Below are 19,807 nucleotides of genomic sequence, written 5' to 3'. Positions count from 1 at the left end.
AGAACAGCTATATTTTCTTAGCTTCTTCCCAAAATACATTCATTTCTGTCAGCGACATCTCTCTTAGTTTTTTTCCTTTTTCAGTAGCCTTATTTTCAAGATATTGAAATCGTTTAATGAACTTTTTATTGGTTCTTTCTAATGCGTTCTCCGGATTGATTTTTAAAAATCGTGCATAGTTGATCATCGAAAACAATACATCGCCAAACTCAGCTTCTATTTTTTCAGGATCGCCTGATTCGATTTCTTCCTGAAATTCAGATAATTCTTCTTTTAATTTTTCCCATACCTGCTCCGGGACCTCCCAGTCAAAACCGATACCGGCTACTTTGTCTTGTATCCGATTGGCCTTTACCAACGCCGGCAAACTTTGAGGAACCCCTTCCAGAACACTTTTTTTGCCTTCTTTCAATTTCAGGTTTTCCCAATTCCGTTTTACTTCCTCTTCATTTTCTACTTCTACTTCTCCATATATATGCGGGTGGCGGGCTATAAGTTTATCGCAAATAGTATTTGCTACATCAGCTATATTAAAACTATTTGTTTCACTTCCTATTTTTGCATAAAACACAATATGTAACAGCAAATCTCCTAATTCTTTTTTGATCTCCTGTAAATTATTTTCTAAAATCGCATCCCCTAATTCATAAGTTTCTTCTATGGTAAGGTGCCTTAGTGTTTGGAATGTTTGTTTACGGTCCCAAGGGCATTTTTCGCGTAATTCATCCATTATAATTAACAAACGTTCAAATGCCTTGAGTTGCTCTTCTTTAGTGTTCATTGAATAAATTTGAATAAAGATATTCATAAATTAAATATTTTTTTTTAAAATTTATCCCGATATGCTTTCTGGCATTATTGGCACAAAATAAAGACTATAAAGAAGTAAAAAGCATTTTAAATCTTACTAGTAGGGTTGGCAAAGAGAAAAAACAGAAATTGATTTTATTATTAGAACATAAATTTAGAAGGAAAAGTTAAAACATGGGATAGTGATATTGGTGCAAAAAAAAGGTTATTTTATAATCAAAAGATCATCCATCAATTTTGATGTGAAAAAATCAATACTTAGAGACAAAAACAAGGGTTATGGGGTATAAAAAACAATAAAGGGGTAAATAACATTAATATTATTCTTAAAATTCATCCCTTTATTTAATTATTTCTTGTCATATGTCAATGTTTTTGATCTTTTTATGATTTTCTTTTGTGCTAATAATTATTTTTTACGGTTAAACCACAAAAATAATATGTTTAAAATTTCAAAAGATGGATATTAAGTTAGCATATGTAAAAAAGAAACCTACTACAATCCTATGGTATTTTTTAGTTCCGTTCATTATAGTAACATTCGTATTTCTTATTCAAAATATCTCTTTTGATTTATCAAAGGCTTCATGGCAGGCATATCTCAAGATGCTTCTTAATACATTGCCATATGCTGCAGGAGCTCTAATACTTATATTATTTTATGTCAATTATAAAAAAAAGCATCAGAAAAGTTCAACACCAATACCCTCTAAAGGAAAAATAAAATTAGTCTCGGCTAATGGAAGAGAGGTTCTTTATTTACAGCATAAAGATTTACTTTTTATTAAAAGTGAAGACAATTATTCTTGTATTTATTACCTTAAAAACAATAATATTGAAAGAAAATTATTTAGAGGGAGCCTATCCTCTTTTGAAAAGCAATTAAGCTTCCCATTGATACGGGTTCACAGATCATTCATCATCAATTTAATGAACGTTTTTAAAATTAAAGGGAATAGTCAAGGGTATAAAGTAGAGATGGATTTATTAAATATGGAAGTTCCTATCTCAAGAAAATACACAGCAAATTTTTTAACTGCCATTGAAAAATTAGAAATGCAAATATTATAGCTTATTGGTTTTAGGAAGTATTATAAGTACGTCTAATAGCAATCAAAGCACCTTAATGGTGCTTTTTTTATGTTTTTTGTCTTTTCTTTCTTGCTGCAGGAAACAATACATTATTCAAAATTAAACGGTAACCGGGAGATGTTGGGTGCAACTCCAACTCCGTTTTTGGGTCTCCTACCCTATGTTGATAATCCTCAGGATCATGCCCTCCATAAAATGTAAAGAACCCTTTGCCCTTAATTCCATGAATATAGCGTCCTTCTCCATTAGTTTTATTTTCACCTAAGATTAAAACCGTAGGTTTTATTTCGTCTCTTTTGAAACTTGTTGTTTGTCCCATAAAACCTTTTACAATAGCTGTATGGTTTTGACATAACATCGTTGGGACTGGATCCCATTTTGCAGAGAAATCCATCAGGGTAAAATAGTCCATTTCATTAGCAATAGCTCGCTGCGATGTCATGTCAATAGATGAAAACTCATAACGGTAAGGATTTCTTTCTAATGTATAGTTTACAAACGCAAATGTTTTATCATAATCAATCTTTGACTGGTAATTGGGTTCCGAAGGGTCTCCATCAAACATAGGTTCACAAATATCTACACCCTCTGCTGAGAGTGCAATATCAAAACTATCTGTAGCAGAGCACATAGCAAACATAAATCCTCCTCCAACAACATAATCGCGTATCTTCAATGCGACTGCTAATTTCTGGTCCGATACTTTATTATATCCTAACTTACTCGCTAGTGCTTCAGCTTCCTTTTTACCTTCAATATACCAAGGTGTTGCCCTATACGCTCCATAAAATTTACCATATTGACCGGTAAAATCCTCATGGTGGAGGTGCAGCCAGTCATATAAAAGCAGCTCATCATTTAAAACTTCCTCATCATACACGACTTTATAAGGTATCTCTGCATATGTGAGTACCAACGTTACTGCATCATCCCATGGTTGATTTCCTTTTGGTGAATATACTGCTATCTTTGGAGCTTTTTCCAACATAACAGCCTCCTGATTTTTAGAAGGGCTGCTTATTTCTTCCAAAATAAGACCGGCTTTTGCATCTGAAATCAATTCATAAGAAACTCCTCTTATCTGACATTCCTTCCGTACTTCCTCCGAATCGGGAATTAAGAATGAGCCTCCTCGATAATTTAGCAGCCATCTAACCTTTATCTGCTTTTCTAACATCCAATAGGTTATCCCATATGCTTTAAGATGATTTTTTTGGGTTTCTGCATCCATAGGGATAAGGACATGTGATGCTGTCATTTTAGTAGAAAGAAGCAAAAACAAAAACATAAATAAACAGCTCCTCCATAATAGGGTTGTAGGTTTGCCTATTGTGGGAAACTGTATATATTTTTTTCTAGAACGGTACGCCATTATCTTCATCAGGGTCAAATTCATCATTTAAAGAATCTCCAAAAGCTTCATTAGCATCGGGAAGCTTTTTGGGAGTAAAAGGGGATCCCTCTCCTTCATTCATTCTGGACTGAAATTCAAAAGGTGAATCAAAGTCATCTAAATTATCAAATTTTCCGAGTTGTCCAATGAATTTTAACCTAATATTATCTAAACCGCCGTTCCGGTGTTTTGCTATAATAAATTCTGCCTGACCTTGAGTAGGGGAGCGTTCTTCATCGTCCCATTCCTCAATTTTATAGTACTCAGGCCGATATATAAAGGATACTATATCCGCATCTTGTTCTATTGCTCCCGATTCACGAAGGTCAGACAATAATGGCCGTTTACTGCCTCCACGGGTTTCTACCGCTCTGGATAACTGAGACAATGCAACAACTGGAACATTCAGTTCTTTTGCCAATGCTTTTAAATTTCTAGAAATTGTGGATATCTCTTGTTCTCTGTTCCCTCCTTTTTGACTTCCCCCGGCTGTCATAAGCTGTAAATAATCTATAACGATAAGTTGTATTTTATGTTGAGAGGAAAGCCTTCGTGCTTTTGCCCTAAGGTCAAAAATAGAAAGTGAAGGAGTATCGTCTATAAAAATAGGGGCCTTCTCTAATCCTTTTACTTTTACATTTAATTGTTCCCACTCGTGTTTTTCTAATTTTCCAGTACGCAACTTTTCAGAAGAAAGCCCGGTCTCTGAAGAAATAAGCCGTGTAATCAACTGTACTGATGACATTTCTAACGAAAAGACAGCCACAGGGATATTATAATCTACTGCAATGTTTCTTGCCATTGAAAGCACAAAAGCTGTTTTTCCCATACCCGGACGGGCTGCAATAATGACAAGATCGCTGGGCTGCCACCCCGATGTTAAACGGTCTAATTTGTCAAATCCGGATGGAATTCCACTCAATCCCTCTTTATTTGATATCTCTTCTATTTTTTTCTTTGCCTGTATTACAAGGCTTTGAGCTGTTTCAGAAGACTTCTTGATGTTTCCCTGCGTTACTTCATAAAGTTTTGCCTCTGCATTGTCTAACAGATCAAAAACATCTGTAGTTTCATCATAAGCCTCTTCAATAATATCACTAGATATTTTAATAAGACTTCTCTGGATATATTTCTGAAGTATAATACGGGCATGAAACTCAATGTGTGCCGAAGAGGATACTTTTTGTGTCAGTTGTATCAAGTAAAAATCACCACCAACTAATTCAAGCCTAGAATCTTTACGTAATTGTTCAGAAACTGTTCGTAAGTCTATTGGTTCAGAGGATTCAAACAATTTTAGAATCGCCTCGTAAATATATTGATGTGCTTCTTTATAAAAAACTTCCGGATGAAGAATGTCTATTACTTCATCAACCCCTTTCTTGTCAATCATCATTGCTCCAATTACAACTTCCTCAATATCAATCGCTTGAGGTGGTATTTTTCCTTTTTCAAGATTAACAACATTACTCCTGTCTACTTGAAGGTTCACTATAGGGTTTGGTTTTTCCATGACTGCGAATGTAGAAAAATTATGAGCTACCTTGCTCTTTTGTCAAAGAATCAATCTTCACTACTCATTAACAATTTAACTGTTAATAAGTTACTACTTTTTGTTCATAATGCCAAAAAAACCGAAGATTGAATCTTCGGTTTTTTCGATAGTGTTGTTACTAAGCGTGTTATCCTTTATAAACCCCCATTGCTGCATATTTATCCATCCGCTGCTTCACCAATTCTTGTGGTGATAACTTTTTTAGCGCTTCATAATTGGAAATAATTGCCTTTTCGACTGTCTTAAATGTGGTTTCTCTATCAGAATGTGCTCCTCCAAGTGGTTCTTTTATAATATCGTCGACTAAATGAAGCTTTTTCATATCAACAGATGTAAGTTTTAAAGCTTCTGCTGCCTGTTCTTTGTATTCCCAGCTCCTCCATAATATAGATGAACAGGATTCCGGCGATATCACTGAGTACCATGTATTTTCTAACATTAACACCTTATCTCCTACTCCTATCCCCAATGCTCCTCCAGAAGCTCCTTCACCTACAATGACTACTATGATGGGTACTTTTAATCTGGTCATTTCTAATATATTGCGGGCAATAGCCTCTCCTTGTCCGCGTTCTTCTGCTTCTATGCCTGGATATGCTCCGGGAGTATCTATTAAGCATATTACTGGAAGTCCAAATTTTTCTGCAGACTTCATTAAACGAAGTGCTTTCCGATATCCCTCAGGGTTTGCCATTCCAAAATTCCGATATTGGCGGGTTTTCGTATTATATCCCTTCTGCTGACCTATAAACATATAACTTTGGTCTCCTATTTTTCCCAAACCGCCTATCATAGCCTTGTCATCTTTTACACCTCTGTCTCCATGAAGTTCAAGAAAGGTCCCTTTGGTAAGGGCTTTTATATAATCAAGCGTGTAAGGCCTAGAAGGGTGTCGGGATAATTGTACCCGTTGCCATGCTGTTAAGTTTTTATATATTTCTTTCTTCGCCTGAACAAGTTTTTTTTCAATCTGCTTGCAAGTGTCAGAAACATCTATATCGCTTTCTTCTCCTATGATCGCACATTTATCTAATTGCTCTTTCAATTCTTTAATAGGTAGTTCAAAGTCTAAATATTCCATTAGTTTTTTTCTTTAGGTCAGCATGCAAAGATAAAACTTTATACGGTACTGCTTAAATGATTTTTTCCTTTCCTTCTTTTATAATTCTTGATAATTCCATTTGCTATAACTGTCATCAATATGACAATGGCTCCTATATAAAAACCCTTACTCATGCTTTCTGAGTCTCCCAATATAAAGTAGGCTAATAAAATTCCATATACAGGTTCAAGATTAATAGTGAGCATTACAGTATATGGACTTACATAGCGCATCACTTTTACAGATATAATAAACGCATAGGCTGTACATATAGAAGATAAAATCAACAGATATATCCAGTCCATTGTTTGTAAATAAAAAAAAACTTTACTGAAATTGCCAGAAAATACCAGATAAATGCTAATAAAGAAAACCCCCGACACTAATTCATAAAATGTAATTACTGATGGTTTATATAAATGAACAAATTTTCCGTTCAATAGCGCAAAAACAGCTGATAAAAAAGCAGATATTAATGCAAGTACAATTCCTTCTGTATAGCTAGCTTCTACCTTGAAAATAATAAATAATCCAACAATGACAATCAGTCCAAAAATAAGTTCATACCATAACATTTTTCGTTTGTACCATATTGGTTCCATGATAGCTGCAAAAAAGGTGCCTGTTGACATCATCGCTAAAGTAACAGATACATTAGCTACTTTAATTGCCCCAAAAAAAGTTATCCAATGTAACGCAATAATAATTCCCCCAAAAATAAATCCAAAAAAGGTTTTTTTGGGCACTACTAAAGGTATCTTTTTAATACAAATAAAAACAAAAATGAAAGGCAATGAGAGCAGTATTCTATACCATACCAACGCAATAGCATTAATACTTATTAATGCACCAAGTACTGCAGTAAAGCCCCATATAAAGACTATGAGGTGTAAGCTAAGGTAGTTTTTAAGCTTATCGTTTAGCATTTTTCAATAAATAAAGTGCTAAAACGCCAAAAATAATATTTGGAAATGCCACGGCCCAAAATGGCGAAAACCCGGATCGTTCTGCCATAGTGCCAAATATCCTATCAAAGAAAATATATACAAATGCAATAAAAATACCCAACGCAAGGTTTACTCCCATCCCTCCTCTTCTTTTCATAGCAGATACTGCTACTGCAATAACCGTTAATATAAATGCTGAAACAGGCAACGCCCATCTCCTATATTTGACTAATAAGTATGTGTTAATATTGGATGATCCCTTTCTTTGTTCTTTTTTGATAAATTTATTCAATTCGAATAAGTTTTTAGTTTCTGCTATATAAGAAACAGGGGTCAAATCGTCCAAATTAAAACTGAATAACGTATCCTTCCTTCTTTCGGTAATAAGGCTATCTTTTCCCTCACCAATGACCCTCTTTAAATAAGAAGACAGTCGGTAAACGCTATCTTTTTCCACCCATCGTATATTCCGTGCCGTTATCTTATATTCAAGTTTATTGTCTTCAAAGTGCTCTAATGTAAAATTATAGCCAATTTTATTATTAGGTTCAAAACTACTTACATAAATATAATCGTTGTCATTAAGTTGATTGAAAAGATTGGTAGTTTCCCTGTCTTGCTTCCCTTTCTTCAAATACTTGTACCTAAATTCATTATATCCTTTACTGGCACTAGGAACAATAAACATTCCCATTAAAAATGTGAGAATTGCCACAATGGACGCCCCTATAAAATAAGGTCTTAGAAATCGGGTATAAGAAACCCCGGAGCTTAATATTGCTATAATCTCTGTATTATTAGCAAGCTTCGACGTAAACCATATAACCGATAAGAATAAAAAAATAGGGAATAAGAAATTGGCAAAATGAATAGTGAAATCAAGATAATAGCCCAAAATCTCATTAAACGGAGCTTCCCGCTCTATCATTTTATCAACCTTTTCGGAAATGTCGATCATAATCCCGATAGGGATAAATAAGAGCAACATCACAAAAAACGTGAATAAATAGCGTTTCAAGATGTATTTATCTACAATTTTCATCTCATAAACGATTGTCCATTTGAGCAACCATCTGATTTTTCCAGTCCAAAAAATCTCCCGCTAAGATATGTTTTCTGGCTTCACGAACCAACCATAAATAAAACCCGAGATTATGAATAGTCGCTATCTGCTTTCCCAGTAGTTCATTTACCGAAAATAAATGCCGTAAATATGCTTTAGAGTATTGTGTATCAACAAACGTAATAGCTGATTCATCTATCGGGGAAAAATCGTCTTCCCATTTTTTATTTTTAATGTTAATAGTCCCACGTGCTGTAAATAACATTCCATTTCGGGCATTTCGGGTGGGCATCACACAATCAAACATATCAACTCCCAAAGAAATGCATTCCAAAATATTAATAGGTGTTCCTACACCCATTAAATAACGGGGCTTGTCTTCCGGTAAAACAGAACATACTGCATCAGTCATTGCATACATCTCCTCGGCAGGTTCCCCAACAGAAAGACCACCTATTGCATTTCCTTCTGCTTCTTTAGCTGCTACATACGCTGCTGATTGCATTCTTAAGTCTTTATAAACCGATCCTTGTACAATAGGGAATAACGATTGTTCATAATTGTATTTTGGAAGTGTTTTTTCAAAATGGTTAATGCACCTATCAAGCCATCGATGTGTCATCTCCATCGAACGTTTCGCATATTCATAATCACAAGGATAAGGCGTACACTCATCAAAAGCCATAATAATATCGGCTCCAATACTCCGTTGGATTTCCATCACATTTTCAGGAGTAAATATGTGATAAGAACCATCTATATGTGATTTGAACTTTACACCCTCTTCTTTAATTTTTCTATTGGCTGAAAGGGAATATACTTGATATCCTCCACTATCTGTCAATATATTTCGGTCCCATCCAATAAATTTATGTAACCCCCCAGCTTTTTCTAAAATATCTATTTGTGGGCGCAAGTATAAATGGTAGGTGTTTCCCAAAATAATATCCGGGTCAATATCTTCCTTTAATTCTCGTTGATGAACCCCTTTTACTGAACCTACAGTACCTACAGGCATAAAAATAGGCGTCTCTATTTTTCCATGATGTGTAGTAATTACCCCTGCACGGGCTTTTGTCTGTATATCTTTCTTTTTTAGTTCAAATTTCATAAAAACAAACGTCAGTCGGCAAAGATACTCAACAGTAGAGCAAACCCCTCTAAATAAAACTCTAAAAATTATTCATTTATTAACTGTATTTCGTTAAAAAGTCCCCTTAAAATAACTTTGCAACCCTTCAATAAAGGTTTACTTTTGGCAAATCATCTATATAATTATTCTAATGGCTACAACAAAACAGCTAAATGATTTAGTAATTCAAGTCCGAAGAGACATTCTTCGTATGGTACATAAAGTAAACTCTGGTCACCCGGGAGGGTCTTTAGGTTGTACGGAGTTTTTCGTTGCAATGTATAACGAAATTATGGACATAAAGGATACTTTTGATATGGACGGTATTGGAGAGGATCTTTTTTTCTTATCTAATGGACATATTTCTCCGGTTTATTATAGTGTCCTTGCAAGGCGGGGCTTTTTTCCGGTTAAAGAGTTAAATACATTCCGGCACATCAACTCACGATTACAAGGACATCCAACCACTCATGAGGGGTTACCTGGTATCCGGATTGCCTCAGGTTCTTTAGGGCAAGGGATGTCTGTAGCTATTGGAGCTGCTCTCGCTAAGAAATTAAATAATGACAATCATCTTGTTTATAGCTTACATGGTGATGGCGAGTTACAAGAAGGGCAAAATTGGGAGGCTATGATGTTTGCCTCTGGGAAAAGGGTCGACAATTTCATAGCGACTATTGATTATAATGGAAAACAAATAGATGGTGCTACAGACGATGTGATGCCTTTAGGAAACCTGAAAGCAAAATTTGAAGCTTTTGATTGGGACGTCATGGAGATCAAAAAAGGAAATAATATTGATGCCATCATAACAGGAATGAAAGAAGCAAAAACACGAACTGGGAAAGGAAAACCTGTATGTGTGCTTCTTTATACAGAGATGGGCAATGGAGTAGATTATATGATGCATACCCATGCATGGCATGGGAAAGCCCCAAATGACGAATTACTGGAAAAAGCACTGGAACAAAACCCGGAAACTCTAGGAGATTATTAAAGACACCTTGAATTTTAACACTAACACACATGAAAAAATATACCTATACTGAAAAAAAAGATACACGTAGTGGCTTTGGAGCAGGGCTTACTGAACTTGGAAGAACCAATCCAAATGTTGTGGCTCTTTGTGCGGATTTAATAGGCTCTCTAAAAATGGATACGTTTCTAAAAGAAAATCCTGATCGTTTTTTTCAAGTAGGTATCGCTGAGGCTAACATGATGGGAATCGCTGCCGGGTTAACCATAGGAGGAAAAATTCCGTTCACAGGTACTTTCGCTAATTTTTCTACCGGACGGGTCTATGACCAAATAAGGCAATCTATTGCTTATTCACATAAAAATGTTAAAATATGTGCCTCACATGCAGGTCTTACATTAGGAGAAGATGGTGCTACACACCAGATATTAGAAGATATCGGGCTTATGAAGATGCTCCCCGGCATGATAGTTATCAATCCTTGTGATTACAACCAAACAAAGGCAGCGACTATTGCCATAGCTGCACATCACGGACCTGTTTACCTGCGGTTTGGCAGACCTGCCGTTCCTGTTTTTACCCCTGAAAATCAAAAATTTGAAATTGGAAAAGCTATTTTATTAAATGAAGGAACAGATGTAACTATTATTGCTACAGGTCATTTAGTATGGGAAGCGATTGTTGCCGGAGAAGAACTTGAAAAAGAAGGTATTTCAGCAGAAATTATTAACATTCATACTATAAAACCTCTAGATAAAGAAGCAATATTGAAGTCTGTTGCAAAGACAAAATGCATCGTGACTTGTGAAGAACACAACTATTTAGGAGGTCTGGGAGAGAGTGTTGCTAGAGTATTAGTAGAGAACGATCCTGTTCCTCAAGAATTTATTGCCACGCAAGATACCTTTGGAGAAAGCGGCACACCTGCACAACTCATGGAAAAGTACGGGTTAAACAGTCATGTTATTATAAAAGCTGTACATAAAGCCATCAAAAGAAAATAATTATTCTTAACAAACGTTTTAAAGGCACAATCTAAATATATGTTAACCATGATAAAAAAACAATTATTTGTTTTATTCCTCTTAATAGGGTCTATCGCATTATCTCAAACGCAAAGAAGTAATAATTCTTTCGGAATAAAAGCAGGTTTAAATTATAGTTCTAATGGAAACTTAACTGTCCAAGATATTACAAATGCTGGACAAGATATTATTGAAGGTTCAGAATCCAAAACAGGTTATCATGTAGGTTTTTATGGAAAAATAAAGCTTTTGAGTTTTTATTTAAGACCCGAGTTGGTTTATACTAAAACAAAAAGCCAGTATGATAATATAAATTATGATGTTCAAAAAATAGATCTTCCTATTTTGGTAGGATATAAAATTATTGGCCCTTTAAGTGTATTTGCAGGGCCTTCCTTCCAATATATTCTTGATAACGATTTAGATATTGATGACATTGATTTAAGTGATGTTGAGAGTGATATATCATTAGGTCTTAACATAGGAGCTTTAGTAGAAATAGGGAACTTAGGGTTAGATGTTCGATATGAGAGGGGATTCTCAGATAATGAAGCCGCATTTATAAGCCAAAATATTAATAACAACTTGGCAGGTAGAGTAGATTCCAGACCTTCCCAAATTATATTTAGTGTTTCTTTAAAATTATAACTAATTTTAAAAAGCCTCAATAGAAAAAAGAGGCTTTTTAAATTATTCATTATCAAGATAATCGGGTATGCCGTCACTATCGGAGTCGTCCGGTATACCGTCATTATTTTCATCATATTCATTAATAGTTAACGTTCCATCTCCATCGTCATCCGTATCTAAATAATTAGGAACTCCATCTCCATCGGTATCATCATTTGTGGGGTTTCCATCTCCATCTATATCTTCATCTATAGATAGAATACCATCACGATCATGATCTGAGTCATTCATTGCAAGAAGCTGAATATTGAATATCAGAGGTGCGTATAAAGGGATTATAAAAGTAGGTGGACGTGCAAAATAACCCAGTCCCGAGGGCATTATAACCATCCCAACTCCAAAACCTTCAACATCTATCGTTCCATCGGGATTGCTTATTGGTATTCCTCCCGCCTTAAATTCTGAAACACCCTCTGCAAAACCTCGTATACTCGCTAGTAAATCAAACCATATGGGAATATTTGAGCTATCAAAACGGGTTTTGTCTAATAATAATCCTTCATACCTTACAAAGGTAGAATCTGCTACCGTAGGTTGCCCCCCTATTCCTTCTCGTGCATTTAAGTAATAAAGTTTGTGTGGAACATCATTGTCATTTATATCTTTTAATACAATTGTTTTAGAAACCACATGATCAATTAATGGAATTTTATCTTCATTATTTCCTGCTATGGTATCAATAACAATTTTAAAATCAAAATTAGCAGGAGGATTTTGAAATGCCTCATAATTATAAAAATGAGTTTGTAAAAATGCTATTATTTCTTCATCATTTTCTATAGCTACCTCTGCTAAATCCCGAACTTCCGGTTCCTCATTAGAGTCATCATCTTTTTTACAGGAAAAAATAAAAACCATTAACGTAAACAACAATAAAAAACCTGCTTTACTTACTTTCATCACTTAGTATATATTAATGCGCACAAGATACAATTTTCTCTTATTTTTGCTTAAAACATTAACGAACATTTTTGATAGATCACATGCGGATTGATAAGTTTTTATGGTGTACACGTTACTTTAAGACAAGAAATATGGCTGCAGAAGCTTGTAAAAAAGGACATGTGCGAATAAATGACCAAATAATTAAGCCTTCTCGAGAAGTATTTCCTTCTGACAATATAGTATTAAGAAAAAACCAAATTAACTATCAACTTACTGTGATAGCAATTCCTGAAAATAGAGTGAGTGCTAAATTGGTTGATTTATATCGGGTTGATACTACTCCAAAGGATGTTTTTGGGCACGTAGAACAATTGCGGTATGCCAAAAAATATTACCGTAAAAAAGGGGAAGGCAGGCCTACAAAAAAAGATCGAAGAGATATCGATGATTACACCGGAAATATACAATCATTAAATGAAACTGAATAAGGAGTATTGGGAGAATCGTTATCAAAATAAGTCGACAAAATGGGATATTGGCTACGTGAGCACTCCTATAAAAGAATACCTAGATCAAATCCACAATAAAAACACCAAAATTCTCTTACCAGGAGGAGGCAATGGTTATGAGGCTGTATATGCATTCAACAGTGGTTTTAAAAATACTTTTCTTTTAGATATAGCTAAACATCCATTAGAAAATTTTAAAAATCAAAACCCTTCGTTTCCTGATACACAAATTATAAAGGATGATTTTTTTAACCACCAAGAAAAATATGATCTTATCATAGAACAGACATTTTTCTGTGCATTATTACCGGAACAAAGAAGTGCTTATGCAAAAAAAGCAGCAACGTTGCTAAATGAAAAAGGAATAATTGCCGGTGTTTTGTTCAATTTTCCATTAACAGAAAAAGGGCCTCCTTTCGGAGGGAGCATAGATGAATATAAGTCATGCTTCAGTCCCTATTTTAATATTCATAAGCTAGAAACTTGTTATAATTCAATCAAACCCCGTGAAGATAATGAACTCTTTTTTATCTTTGAAAAAAAGTAATATGACTGTTACAAAAAATCAGATTCTTGCACATGATGAAATTGCCCACAAAATAAAACGCATCGCCTATCAAATCTATGAAACTTTTGTGGATGATAATGAGATCGTCTTGGCAGGGATTGCTCCCGGAGGAATCTTCTTAACTTCCAAAATTAGAGAAGTCCTTGAAAAGATTAGCCCTTTAAAAGTTATAGTATGCGAAGTGAAAATTGATAAAGAAAACCCGCTCTCTTCCATTACAACATCCATACCCGAAGAAATGTATTCCCACAAGTCTGTAGTCGTAATAGATGATGTGTTAAACTCGGGATCCACTCTGATATATACTGTCAAGCATTTTTTAAATGTCCCCCTCAAAAAATTCAAAACTGCTGTTTTGGTTGATCGAAACCATAAACGATTCCCTGTAAAAGCTGATTTTAAGGGTATTTCATTATCTACTTCACTTCAAGAAAAAGTCATAGTTACATTTGGCAAGAATAATAAAGATGCTGTTTACTTACAATAGCCTTCGTATGGCTTCAACAACTTTTTTAGTTGATACGTCATCAACATTTATAATATGATGCGCCTGAAGATAGAAAAACCCTCTCTCAAACAAATGTTTCGTTATAAACTCAGCAAGTTCATTAGTTTTTATGTTTTTAATTAATGGCCGCTCTTCTTTCTCATGTGTCAACCTATTTACAAGCGTATCTACAGATGCCTTAAGGTAAAACACATTCTTTGTTTTGTCTAAAATCATTTCCATATTCTTTCCATAGCATGGTGTTCCTCCTCCAACAGACAATATTACATTGGCTTCTGAAGCTAATATTTTTTTCAAGGCACCGTACTCTTGCTTTCTAAAATAAATTTCTCCTTTTTCTTTAAATAATTGACTAATAGACATCCCTTCATTTGATGTAATGTAATCATCCAAATCAATAAAAGGAAGTTGGAATTTTTCTGAAAGTAGCTTGCCAATGACTGTTTTTCCACTACCCATATACCCGATTAATACTATCATAAAATCAATTTATTTCGTCAAGATTCAAAAAACAAATTTATGCTAAAATACCCTTGAAAAATAAATTAATGATGTTATATTTGCACCCGCATTAAGCAATCATAGTTATGTCAGACCTGGTAGCTCAGTTGGTAGAGCATCTCCCTTTTAAGGAGAGGGTCCTGGGTTCGAGCCCCAGCCAGGTCACTTCTTTTAATAAATCCTAAAATATATCAGATTTATTATTGAGTTGTTTGGCTAAAACTTTATAGTCTAATTAGTGATTTTTAAGACCTGGTAGCTCAGTTGGTAGAGCATCTCCCTTTTAAGGAGAGGGTCCTGGGTTCGAGCCCCAGCCAGGTCACATTAATCTTTCTGCATTGGCCCACGTGGTGAAATTGGTAGACACGCCATCTTGAGGGGGTGGTGTTCGAAAGGACGTGCTGGTTCGAATCCAGTCGTGGGCACAAAATTCCTTATTATCCTAATAAAAGCTTTGTAAACCGGAAAAGAAATGATATAATCATTTCGAAAGAAGCTCGTCTATTTGCTTTCGTACTTTACTACTATTCCAATCTGCGGGCCCTTTCTTATCAATCACAATCTTTCCTTCTTTGTCTATCAGATAGGTAGCAGGGATGCTTCTGGAGCGCAACTTTCTTGGGATTTTTGTTACAGGTTGGTATACTGGAAAATTGTATTGTCTTTTTGTTAAAAAAGGTTCCACTTTCTCTACATCTTCAAAAGTAACAAATAAAAAAACTACCTCTTCCTGGTAATCATCATATAATGATTGTAAACTTGGCATTTCCGCTATGCATGGTGGACACCATGTAGCCCAAAAGTTTATTAATACAACTTTCCCTTCAACTTTAGAAAAATCTAGTAACTCCTTCTCATTTTGAATATTTCTCAATTTCCATTCATATGTTTTTAATTCTCTTCTTTTTTCTTCTTTGATAACTGAAGGGCTAAATGCAATTGCTTTGTTTACCCATATCTTAATAGTAGTTCCTATCGGAGTAAACATAAAAACTCCAATAAAAACTAACAATGCCAAATTTGAAACTTGATTTTTCGTAATCTTCATATTTTATTGTGATACCTTACATTAGTCGAACATATAACTCATTTCTAACATAACGAATGGCACTATTCTATTAAGTTGTCTAATAATTCTTTTACAGTATTACTGTTCCAATTGGCTATTCCTTTCTTTTCTACAGCAATATCTCCTTCTTTATCAAGGATATACGTAGATGGGATTTTTTCTGCATTAAAAGGCATTTTCTCTCCTATGATAAGATAAGTGACCGGGAATGTATACTTTTTTTCTTTCATAAAGGTTTCTACAGGCTCTTTTTCTTCATTGGTAATAATATAAAAGTCAACTTGTTCTTTGTAGTTATCATATAGCTTTTGAATACTATGCAACTCTGCAATTGACGGGATTTGCCATGAAGCCCAAAAATGCACAAATATTACATTCCCTTTGGAAACCTCAAAGTTGAAAAAATTCCAATCATCATCTTTCAGTTTCCAATCAAAATCGGAGATAGGTTTTCGTTGAACCTCTTCAATCACATAAGGGCTAGATGCAAATATTCTATTTAAAAGTATTTTACTTTGATCTCCTAAAGGTGTAACAAAAAATGCCAGTATGATTAAGATGACTAATAGGTTATATATCGATTTCCTGGTAATTTTCATTTAAAGTGATATTGGGTTGGCCAAAGCTACTAATTAATCTAGTTTTATCATATCAATATATTTTATAACTGGTAAAATAAAAAGCTCTTGGAAATCAAGAGCTTTTCAATATATCTGATTTTTGCCTAGCCGTTATTTTGTGCCTTAATAAGGTTTAATGCTGAGCCGGCCTTATACCACCTTATCTGCGTTGTATTATAAGAATGGTTTGCTTTTATCATGTCTTTTGAACCATCACTATGTACCAATTCTATAGTCAATTGTTTCTCCGGGGCAAATTCTGCCAAATCAACAAAATTGAAGGTGTCGTCTTCTTGAATAAGGTCATAATCTTTTTCATTAGCAAAAGTGATGCCAAGCATCCCCTGCTTTTTCAAGTTAGTTTCGTGAATACGTGCAAACGATTTTACCAATACTACTTTCACTCCTAAGTGCCTTGGTTCCATAGCCGCATGCTCTCTGGAAGAACCTTCTCCATAATTGTGGTCACCAACTACAACTGTCGGCACCCCTGCTGATTTATATACGCGTTGCGTATCAGGAACACCGCCGTATTCTCCTGTAAGTTGGTTTTTAATAAAATTGGTCTTCATATTAAACGCATTCACAGCACCTATCAAACAATTGTTAGAAATATTATCTAAATGCCCCCTGAAACGTAACCATGGTCCTGCCATGGAAATATGATCAGTTGTACATTTTCCATGAGCCTTAATAAGCAGTCTTGCCCCCATAATATTTTTGCCGTCCCACGGTTCAAAGGGTTCTAATAATTGTAACCGTTCTGAGTCGGGCTTAACAACAACTTCTACATCACTTCCATCTTCTTTAGGTCCTATATATCCTGCATCTTCTACAGCAAAACCTTCAGGTGGTAATTCATAACCTCTAGGTTCATCCAATTTTACTTCTTCTCCCTCTTCATTAATAAGGGTATCAGTAATCGGGTTAAAATCCAGTCTTCCCGAAATTGCTATAGCTGTTACTAATTCCGGAGAACCTACAAAAGCCATTGTATTCGGGTTTCCATCTGCACGTTTTGCAAAGTTTCTGTTAAAGGAATGTACAATCGTATTACGTTCTTGTTTTTCAGCTCCTTCTCTATCCCACATACCTATACATGGGCCACATGCGTTTGCAAAAACAGTAGCTCCAATTTTATTAAAGGTTTCAATAAAACCATCACGTTCAATCGTATATCGGACTTGTTCTGAACCTGGAGTGATTGTAAAGTTTGATTTTGTCTTCAGTTTTTTATCAGCAACCTGTTTGGCCAATGAAGCAGCTCTTGAAATATCTTCGTATGATGAATTGGTACACGAACCTATCAAACCATATTCTACATTTAAAGGCCAATCATTCTTCTTCGCAGCTTCTTTCATTTCAGATATTGGTGTTGCCAAATCAGGTGTAAATGGCCCATTCAAATGTGGTTCTAATTCTGATAAATTAATCTCTATTAATTGATCGAAGTACTGTTCAGGATTTTCATATACCTCAGGGTCTGCCGTCAAATACTCTTTTATTTCATTGGCTGCATCAGCTACATCAGCCCTATCTGTTGAGCGAAGATACCGTTCCATAGACTCATCATATCCAAATGTAGAGGTGGTCGCACCTACTTCTGCTCCCATATTACATATAGTTCCTTTTCCGGTACATGACATCGATTTAGCGCCTTCTCCAAAATATTCAATGATGGCTCCGGTTCCTCCCTTAACAGTTAAGATACCTGCTACCTTGAGTATAACATCTTTAGGTGCTGTCCAACCTGAAAGCTTTCCTGTAAGCTTTACACCTATCAGTTTCGGAAATTTCAACTCCCACGGCATCCCAGCCATTACATCAACAGCATCTGCACCTCCAACACCCACGGCTACCATTCCTAACCCTCCTGCATTTACTGTATGGGAATCGGTACCTATCATCATACCTCCCGGAAAAGCATAGTTTTCAAGCACTACTTGGTGAATAATTCCGGCTCCCGGTTTCCAAAAACCTATTCCATATTTATTGGATACTGACTCTAGAAAGTCAAATACTTCGTTGCTGTTTTGATTGGCTCTTTTAAGATCTACCTCAGCTCCTACTTTTGCTTGTATAAGGTGGTCACAGTGTACCGTAGTTGGTACAGCTACTTTTGGTTTTCCTGCATGCATAAATTGAAGTAGGGCCATTTGTGCTGTTGCATCCTGACAAGCAATTCTGTCCGGAGCAAATTCTACATAATCTTTTCCCCTGATATATGGTTTCGAGGGCATCTCATCCCAAAGATGGGCATATAATATTTTTTCCGATAATGTTAATGGTTTATCAACTAATTTTCTTGCTTTATCTACTTTTTTAGGAAATTGGCTGTAAACTTTTTTGATCATTTCGATGTCAAAGGCCATAAAAATCTGTTTTTAGTTTGAAAGCATTGCAAAATTATAAAAATAGCACGACAGTTTAAAGTTTTTAAAAGAACAAATCTTTTTATAAAAATAATTCAATGAAATATTATTTTTAACACTCAAAAATAGGATATTCTTAATTTATACTGCTTTTTTTGTTAATCTGGTAAAAAGAATGATTTATATAAACTATTCCTAGCTTACAGTAGCGTTTATAGAAGTTTTTGGATAATTGTATCTATCGTGATGCCTTCCGCCTCTGCTTTGTAATTTTTAATAACACGATGCCTTAATATACCGGGAGCAATCGCCTTTACATCTTCTATGTCAGGTGAATATTTCCCATGAATTGCAGCATGGGCTTTTGCTCCTAATATGAGGTTCTGTGAAGCTCTAGGGCCTGCTCCCCAGTCTACATATTGATTCACTAGCTCCGTAGCTAAAGAACCTTTTGGCCTTGTTTTACCCACCAGTGAAACTGCATATTCAATGACATTATCAGCTACCGGGATTCTCTTTATGAGTTGCTGAATGGCAATGATTTCCTGTGCATTAAATAATGGTTTTATGGAAGCTTCACTATCAGAAGTTGTTGTTTTAACTACCTCTATTTCTTCTTCGTATGAAGGGTAATTTAATTCTATCGCAAACATAAAACGGTCCAGTTGAGCTTCAGGAAGTGGATAGGTGCCTTCTTGCTCTATAGGGTTTTGAGTAGCCAATACAAAATAAGGCAAATCAAGTTCGTAATGATGTCCCGCAATGGTAACGGCACGCTCTTGCATAGCTTCCAGAAGTGCTGATTGGGTTTTGGGCGGCGTCCTGTTTATTTCATCTGCTAGAATAATATTGGCAAAGACAGGACCTTTTATAAACTTAAATTCACGGTTTTGATCTAATATCTCACTTCCTAAAATATCACTTGGCATCAAATCCGGGGTGAACTGAATACGTTTAAATACAAGCCCTAATGCTTTTGCTATAGTATTC

General features: G+C 35.2%; 20 protein-coding genes and 3 tRNA genes. 10 read left to right on the top strand and 13 right to left on the bottom strand.

Annotation, left to right across the window (positions count from 1 at the left end):
- Window positions 1-7: 7 nt before the first annotated feature.
- Window positions 8-781: a nucleoside triphosphate pyrophosphohydrolase gene (mazG, locus tag WBG21_RS09980; RefSeq protein WP_340077453.1), complete on the bottom strand. Its 774-nt coding sequence runs from the start codon at window positions 779-781 to the stop codon at window positions 8-10.
- A gap of 488 nt (window positions 782-1,269) precedes the next feature.
- Here mazG and WBG21_RS09975 point away from each other — a divergent pair, with 488 nt between their 5' ends.
- Window positions 1,270-1,881: a LytR/AlgR family response regulator transcription factor gene (locus WBG21_RS09975; RefSeq protein ID WP_340077451.1), complete on the top strand. Its 612-nt coding sequence runs from the start codon at window positions 1,270-1,272 to the stop codon at window positions 1,879-1,881.
- Window positions 1,882-1,948: 67 nt separating this feature from the next.
- On the opposite strand, the gene WBG21_RS09970 is transcribed toward WBG21_RS09975, so the two are convergent.
- The 6 genes from WBG21_RS09970 to tgt all read right to left on the bottom strand — a co-directional run bounded on the left by WBG21_RS09970 (window position 1,949) and on the right by tgt (window position 9,073).
- Entirely contained in the window at window positions 1,949-3,160 is a 1,212-nt protein-coding gene (locus WBG21_RS09970; protein ID WP_340077449.1) for an asparagine synthetase B, read from the bottom strand.
- Window positions 3,161-3,257: 97 nt separating this feature from the next.
- A complete protein-coding gene (dnaB, locus tag WBG21_RS09965; RefSeq protein ID WP_340077447.1) occupies window positions 3,258-4,808 on the bottom strand; it encodes a replicative DNA helicase in 1,551 nt (516 codons plus the stop codon).
- Window positions 4,809-4,977: 169 nt separating this feature from the next.
- Window positions 4,978-5,931, bottom strand: coding sequence for an acetyl-CoA carboxylase carboxyltransferase subunit alpha (locus tag WBG21_RS09960; protein WP_340077445.1), 954 nt, complete (start codon window positions 5,929-5,931; stop codon window positions 4,978-4,980).
- Window positions 5,932-5,969: 38 nt separating this feature from the next.
- Window positions 5,970-6,878 carry a DMT family transporter gene (locus WBG21_RS09955; protein WP_340077443.1) on the bottom strand — a complete coding sequence of 303 codons (909 nt, stop codon included), beginning with the start codon at window positions 6,876-6,878 and terminating at the stop codon, window positions 5,970-5,972.
- Complete coding sequence (locus WBG21_RS09950; RefSeq protein WP_340077441.1) at window positions 6,865-7,941, bottom strand: LptF/LptG family permease; 1,077 nt, start codon at window positions 7,939-7,941, stop codon at window positions 6,865-6,867. The genes WBG21_RS09955 and WBG21_RS09950 overlap by 14 nt, the downstream gene beginning before the upstream one ends.
- A 1-nt stretch (window position 7,942) precedes the next feature.
- Window positions 7,943-9,073 carry a tRNA guanosine(34) transglycosylase Tgt gene (gene tgt / locus WBG21_RS09945; protein ID WP_340077439.1) on the bottom strand — a complete coding sequence of 377 codons (1,131 nt, stop codon included), beginning with the start codon at window positions 9,071-9,073 and terminating at the stop codon, window positions 7,943-7,945.
- A 172-nt stretch (window positions 9,074-9,245) separates the two neighbouring features.
- Between tgt and WBG21_RS09940 the strand changes: the two genes are divergently transcribed.
- Genes WBG21_RS09940 through WBG21_RS09930 form a run of 3 tightly spaced genes read left to right on the top strand, consistent with a single transcriptional unit; the run spans window position 9,246 to window position 11,743 of the window.
- The gene (locus tag WBG21_RS09940) at window positions 9,246-10,091 is read left to right on the top strand and encodes a transketolase (protein WP_340077437.1); all 846 of its coding nucleotides are present in this window, start codon (window positions 9,246-9,248) and stop codon (window positions 10,089-10,091) included.
- Between the two features lie 29 nt (window positions 10,092-10,120).
- Complete coding sequence (locus tag WBG21_RS09935; protein ID WP_340077435.1) at window positions 10,121-11,074, top strand: transketolase family protein; 954 nt, start codon at window positions 10,121-10,123, stop codon at window positions 11,072-11,074.
- Window positions 11,075-11,122: 48 nt separating this feature from the next.
- Window positions 11,123-11,743 (top strand): outer membrane beta-barrel protein, encoded by a 621-nt coding sequence (locus tag WBG21_RS09930; RefSeq protein ID WP_340077433.1) that lies wholly within the window; start codon window positions 11,123-11,125, stop codon window positions 11,741-11,743.
- A gap of 42 nt (window positions 11,744-11,785) precedes the next feature.
- Here the strand turns inward: WBG21_RS09930 and WBG21_RS09925 are convergent, their stop codons facing one another.
- Window positions 11,786-12,685, bottom strand: coding sequence for an FKBP-type peptidyl-prolyl cis-trans isomerase (locus WBG21_RS09925; protein ID WP_340077431.1), 900 nt, complete (start codon window positions 12,683-12,685; stop codon window positions 11,786-11,788).
- A gap of 83 nt (window positions 12,686-12,768) precedes the next feature.
- Between WBG21_RS09925 and WBG21_RS09920 the strand changes: the two genes are divergently transcribed.
- Genes WBG21_RS09920 through WBG21_RS09910 form a run of 3 tightly spaced genes read left to right on the top strand, consistent with a single transcriptional unit; the run spans window position 12,769 to window position 14,234 of the window.
- Window positions 12,769-13,158, top strand: a complete 390-nt coding sequence (locus tag WBG21_RS09920; protein ID WP_340077666.1) for an RNA-binding S4 domain-containing protein — start codon at window positions 12,769-12,771, stop codon at window positions 13,156-13,158.
- Window positions 13,145-13,726 carry a class I SAM-dependent methyltransferase gene (locus WBG21_RS09915; RefSeq protein WP_340077429.1) on the top strand — a complete coding sequence of 194 codons (582 nt, stop codon included), beginning with the start codon at window positions 13,145-13,147 and terminating at the stop codon, window positions 13,724-13,726. The genes WBG21_RS09920 and WBG21_RS09915 overlap by 14 nt, the downstream gene beginning before the upstream one ends.
- Window position 13,727: 1 nt before the next feature.
- Entirely contained in the window at window positions 13,728-14,234 is a 507-nt protein-coding gene (locus WBG21_RS09910; protein WP_340077427.1) for a phosphoribosyltransferase family protein, read from the top strand.
- Here WBG21_RS09910 and WBG21_RS09905 read toward each other — a convergent pair.
- Complete coding sequence (locus tag WBG21_RS09905) at window positions 14,226-14,735, bottom strand: shikimate kinase (protein ID WP_340077425.1); 510 nt, start codon at window positions 14,733-14,735, stop codon at window positions 14,226-14,228. The two genes, WBG21_RS09910 and WBG21_RS09905, sit on opposite strands and share 9 nt — an antisense overlap.
- A 113-nt stretch (window positions 14,736-14,848) precedes the next feature.
- Here WBG21_RS09905 and WBG21_RS09900 point away from each other — a divergent pair.
- The 3 genes from WBG21_RS09900 (at window position 14,849) to WBG21_RS09890 (ending at window position 15,181) form a co-directional block, all read left to right on the top strand.
- Window positions 14,849-14,921 (top strand) — tRNA-Lys (locus WBG21_RS09900).
- 84 nt (window positions 14,922-15,005) lie between these two features.
- A tRNA-Lys gene (locus tag WBG21_RS09895) sits at window positions 15,006-15,078 on the top strand.
- 19 nt (window positions 15,079-15,097) lie between these two features.
- A tRNA-Leu gene (locus WBG21_RS09890) sits at window positions 15,098-15,181 on the top strand.
- A 56-nt stretch (window positions 15,182-15,237) separates the two neighbouring features.
- Here WBG21_RS09890 and WBG21_RS09885 read toward each other — a convergent pair.
- The 4 genes from WBG21_RS09885 to WBG21_RS09870 form a co-directional block, all read right to left on the bottom strand.
- Window positions 15,238-15,804, bottom strand: a complete 567-nt coding sequence (locus tag WBG21_RS09885; protein WP_340077423.1) for a TlpA family protein disulfide reductase — start codon at window positions 15,802-15,804, stop codon at window positions 15,238-15,240.
- Window positions 15,805-15,866: 62 nt separating this feature from the next.
- Entirely contained in the window at window positions 15,867-16,424 is a 558-nt protein-coding gene (locus WBG21_RS09880; RefSeq protein WP_340077421.1) for a TlpA family protein disulfide reductase, read from the bottom strand.
- 125 nt (window positions 16,425-16,549) lie between these two features.
- Window positions 16,550-18,817: an aconitate hydratase gene (locus WBG21_RS09875; RefSeq protein ID WP_340077419.1), complete on the bottom strand. Its 2,268-nt coding sequence runs from the start codon at window positions 18,815-18,817 to the stop codon at window positions 16,550-16,552.
- A 212-nt stretch (window positions 18,818-19,029) separates the two neighbouring features.
- Window positions 19,030-19,807, bottom strand: a 778-nt coding sequence (locus WBG21_RS09870; RefSeq protein WP_340077417.1) for an AAA family ATPase, incomplete at its 5' end; no start/stop codon positions are given.

It is taken from the genome of Leptobacterium meishanense (assembly GCF_037645805.1).
In the GTDB taxonomy this organism is placed as follows: domain Bacteria; phylum Bacteroidota; class Bacteroidia; order Flavobacteriales; family Flavobacteriaceae; genus Leptobacterium_A; species Leptobacterium_A meishanense.
This window is presented reverse-complemented; position numbering and strand designations above follow the sequence as displayed.

Coding starts and splice junctions, on each gene's coding strand:
- mazG (WP_340077453.1), bottom strand. CDS start 781: ATGAACACTAAAGAAGAGCAACTCAAGGCATTTGAACGTTTGTTAATT.
- WBG21_RS09975 (WP_340077451.1), top strand. CDS start 1,270: ATGGATATTAAGTTAGCATATGTAAAAAAGAAACCTACTACAATCCTA.
- WBG21_RS09970 (WP_340077449.1), bottom strand. CDS start 3,160: ATGACAGCATCACATGTCCTTATCCCTATGGATGCAGAAACCCAAAAA.
- dnaB (WP_340077447.1), bottom strand. CDS start 4,808: ATGGAAAAACCAAACCCTATAGTGAACCTTCAAGTAGACAGGAGTAAT.
- WBG21_RS09960 (WP_340077445.1), bottom strand. CDS start 5,931: ATGGAATATTTAGACTTTGAACTACCTATTAAAGAATTGAAAGAGCAA.
- WBG21_RS09955 (WP_340077443.1), bottom strand. CDS start 6,878: ATGCTAAACGATAAGCTTAAAAACTACCTTAGCTTACACCTCATAGTC.
- WBG21_RS09950 (WP_340077441.1), bottom strand. CDS start 7,941: ATGAAAATTGTAGATAAATACATCTTGAAACGCTATTTATTCACGTTT.
- tgt (WP_340077439.1), bottom strand. CDS start 9,073: ATGAAATTTGAACTAAAAAAGAAAGATATACAGACAAAAGCCCGTGCA.
- WBG21_RS09940 (WP_340077437.1), top strand. CDS start 9,246: ATGGCTACAACAAAACAGCTAAATGATTTAGTAATTCAAGTCCGAAGA.
- WBG21_RS09935 (WP_340077435.1), top strand. CDS start 10,121: ATGAAAAAATATACCTATACTGAAAAAAAAGATACACGTAGTGGCTTT.
- WBG21_RS09930 (WP_340077433.1), top strand. CDS start 11,123: ATGATAAAAAAACAATTATTTGTTTTATTCCTCTTAATAGGGTCTATC.
- WBG21_RS09925 (WP_340077431.1), bottom strand. CDS start 12,685: ATGAAAGTAAGTAAAGCAGGTTTTTTATTGTTGTTTACGTTAATGGTT.
- WBG21_RS09920 (WP_340077666.1), top strand. CDS start 12,769: ATGCGGATTGATAAGTTTTTATGGTGTACACGTTACTTTAAGACAAGA.
- WBG21_RS09915 (WP_340077429.1), top strand. CDS start 13,145: ATGAAACTGAATAAGGAGTATTGGGAGAATCGTTATCAAAATAAGTCG.
- WBG21_RS09910 (WP_340077427.1), top strand. CDS start 13,728: ATGACTGTTACAAAAAATCAGATTCTTGCACATGATGAAATTGCCCAC.
- WBG21_RS09905 (WP_340077425.1), bottom strand. CDS start 14,735: ATGATAGTATTAATCGGGTATATGGGTAGTGGAAAAACAGTCATTGGC.
- WBG21_RS09885 (WP_340077423.1), bottom strand. CDS start 15,804: ATGAAGATTACGAAAAATCAAGTTTCAAATTTGGCATTGTTAGTTTTT.
- WBG21_RS09880 (WP_340077421.1), bottom strand. CDS start 16,424: ATGAAAATTACCAGGAAATCGATATATAACCTATTAGTCATCTTAATC.
- WBG21_RS09875 (WP_340077419.1), bottom strand. CDS start 18,817: ATGGCCTTTGACATCGAAATGATCAAAAAAGTTTACAGCCAATTTCCT.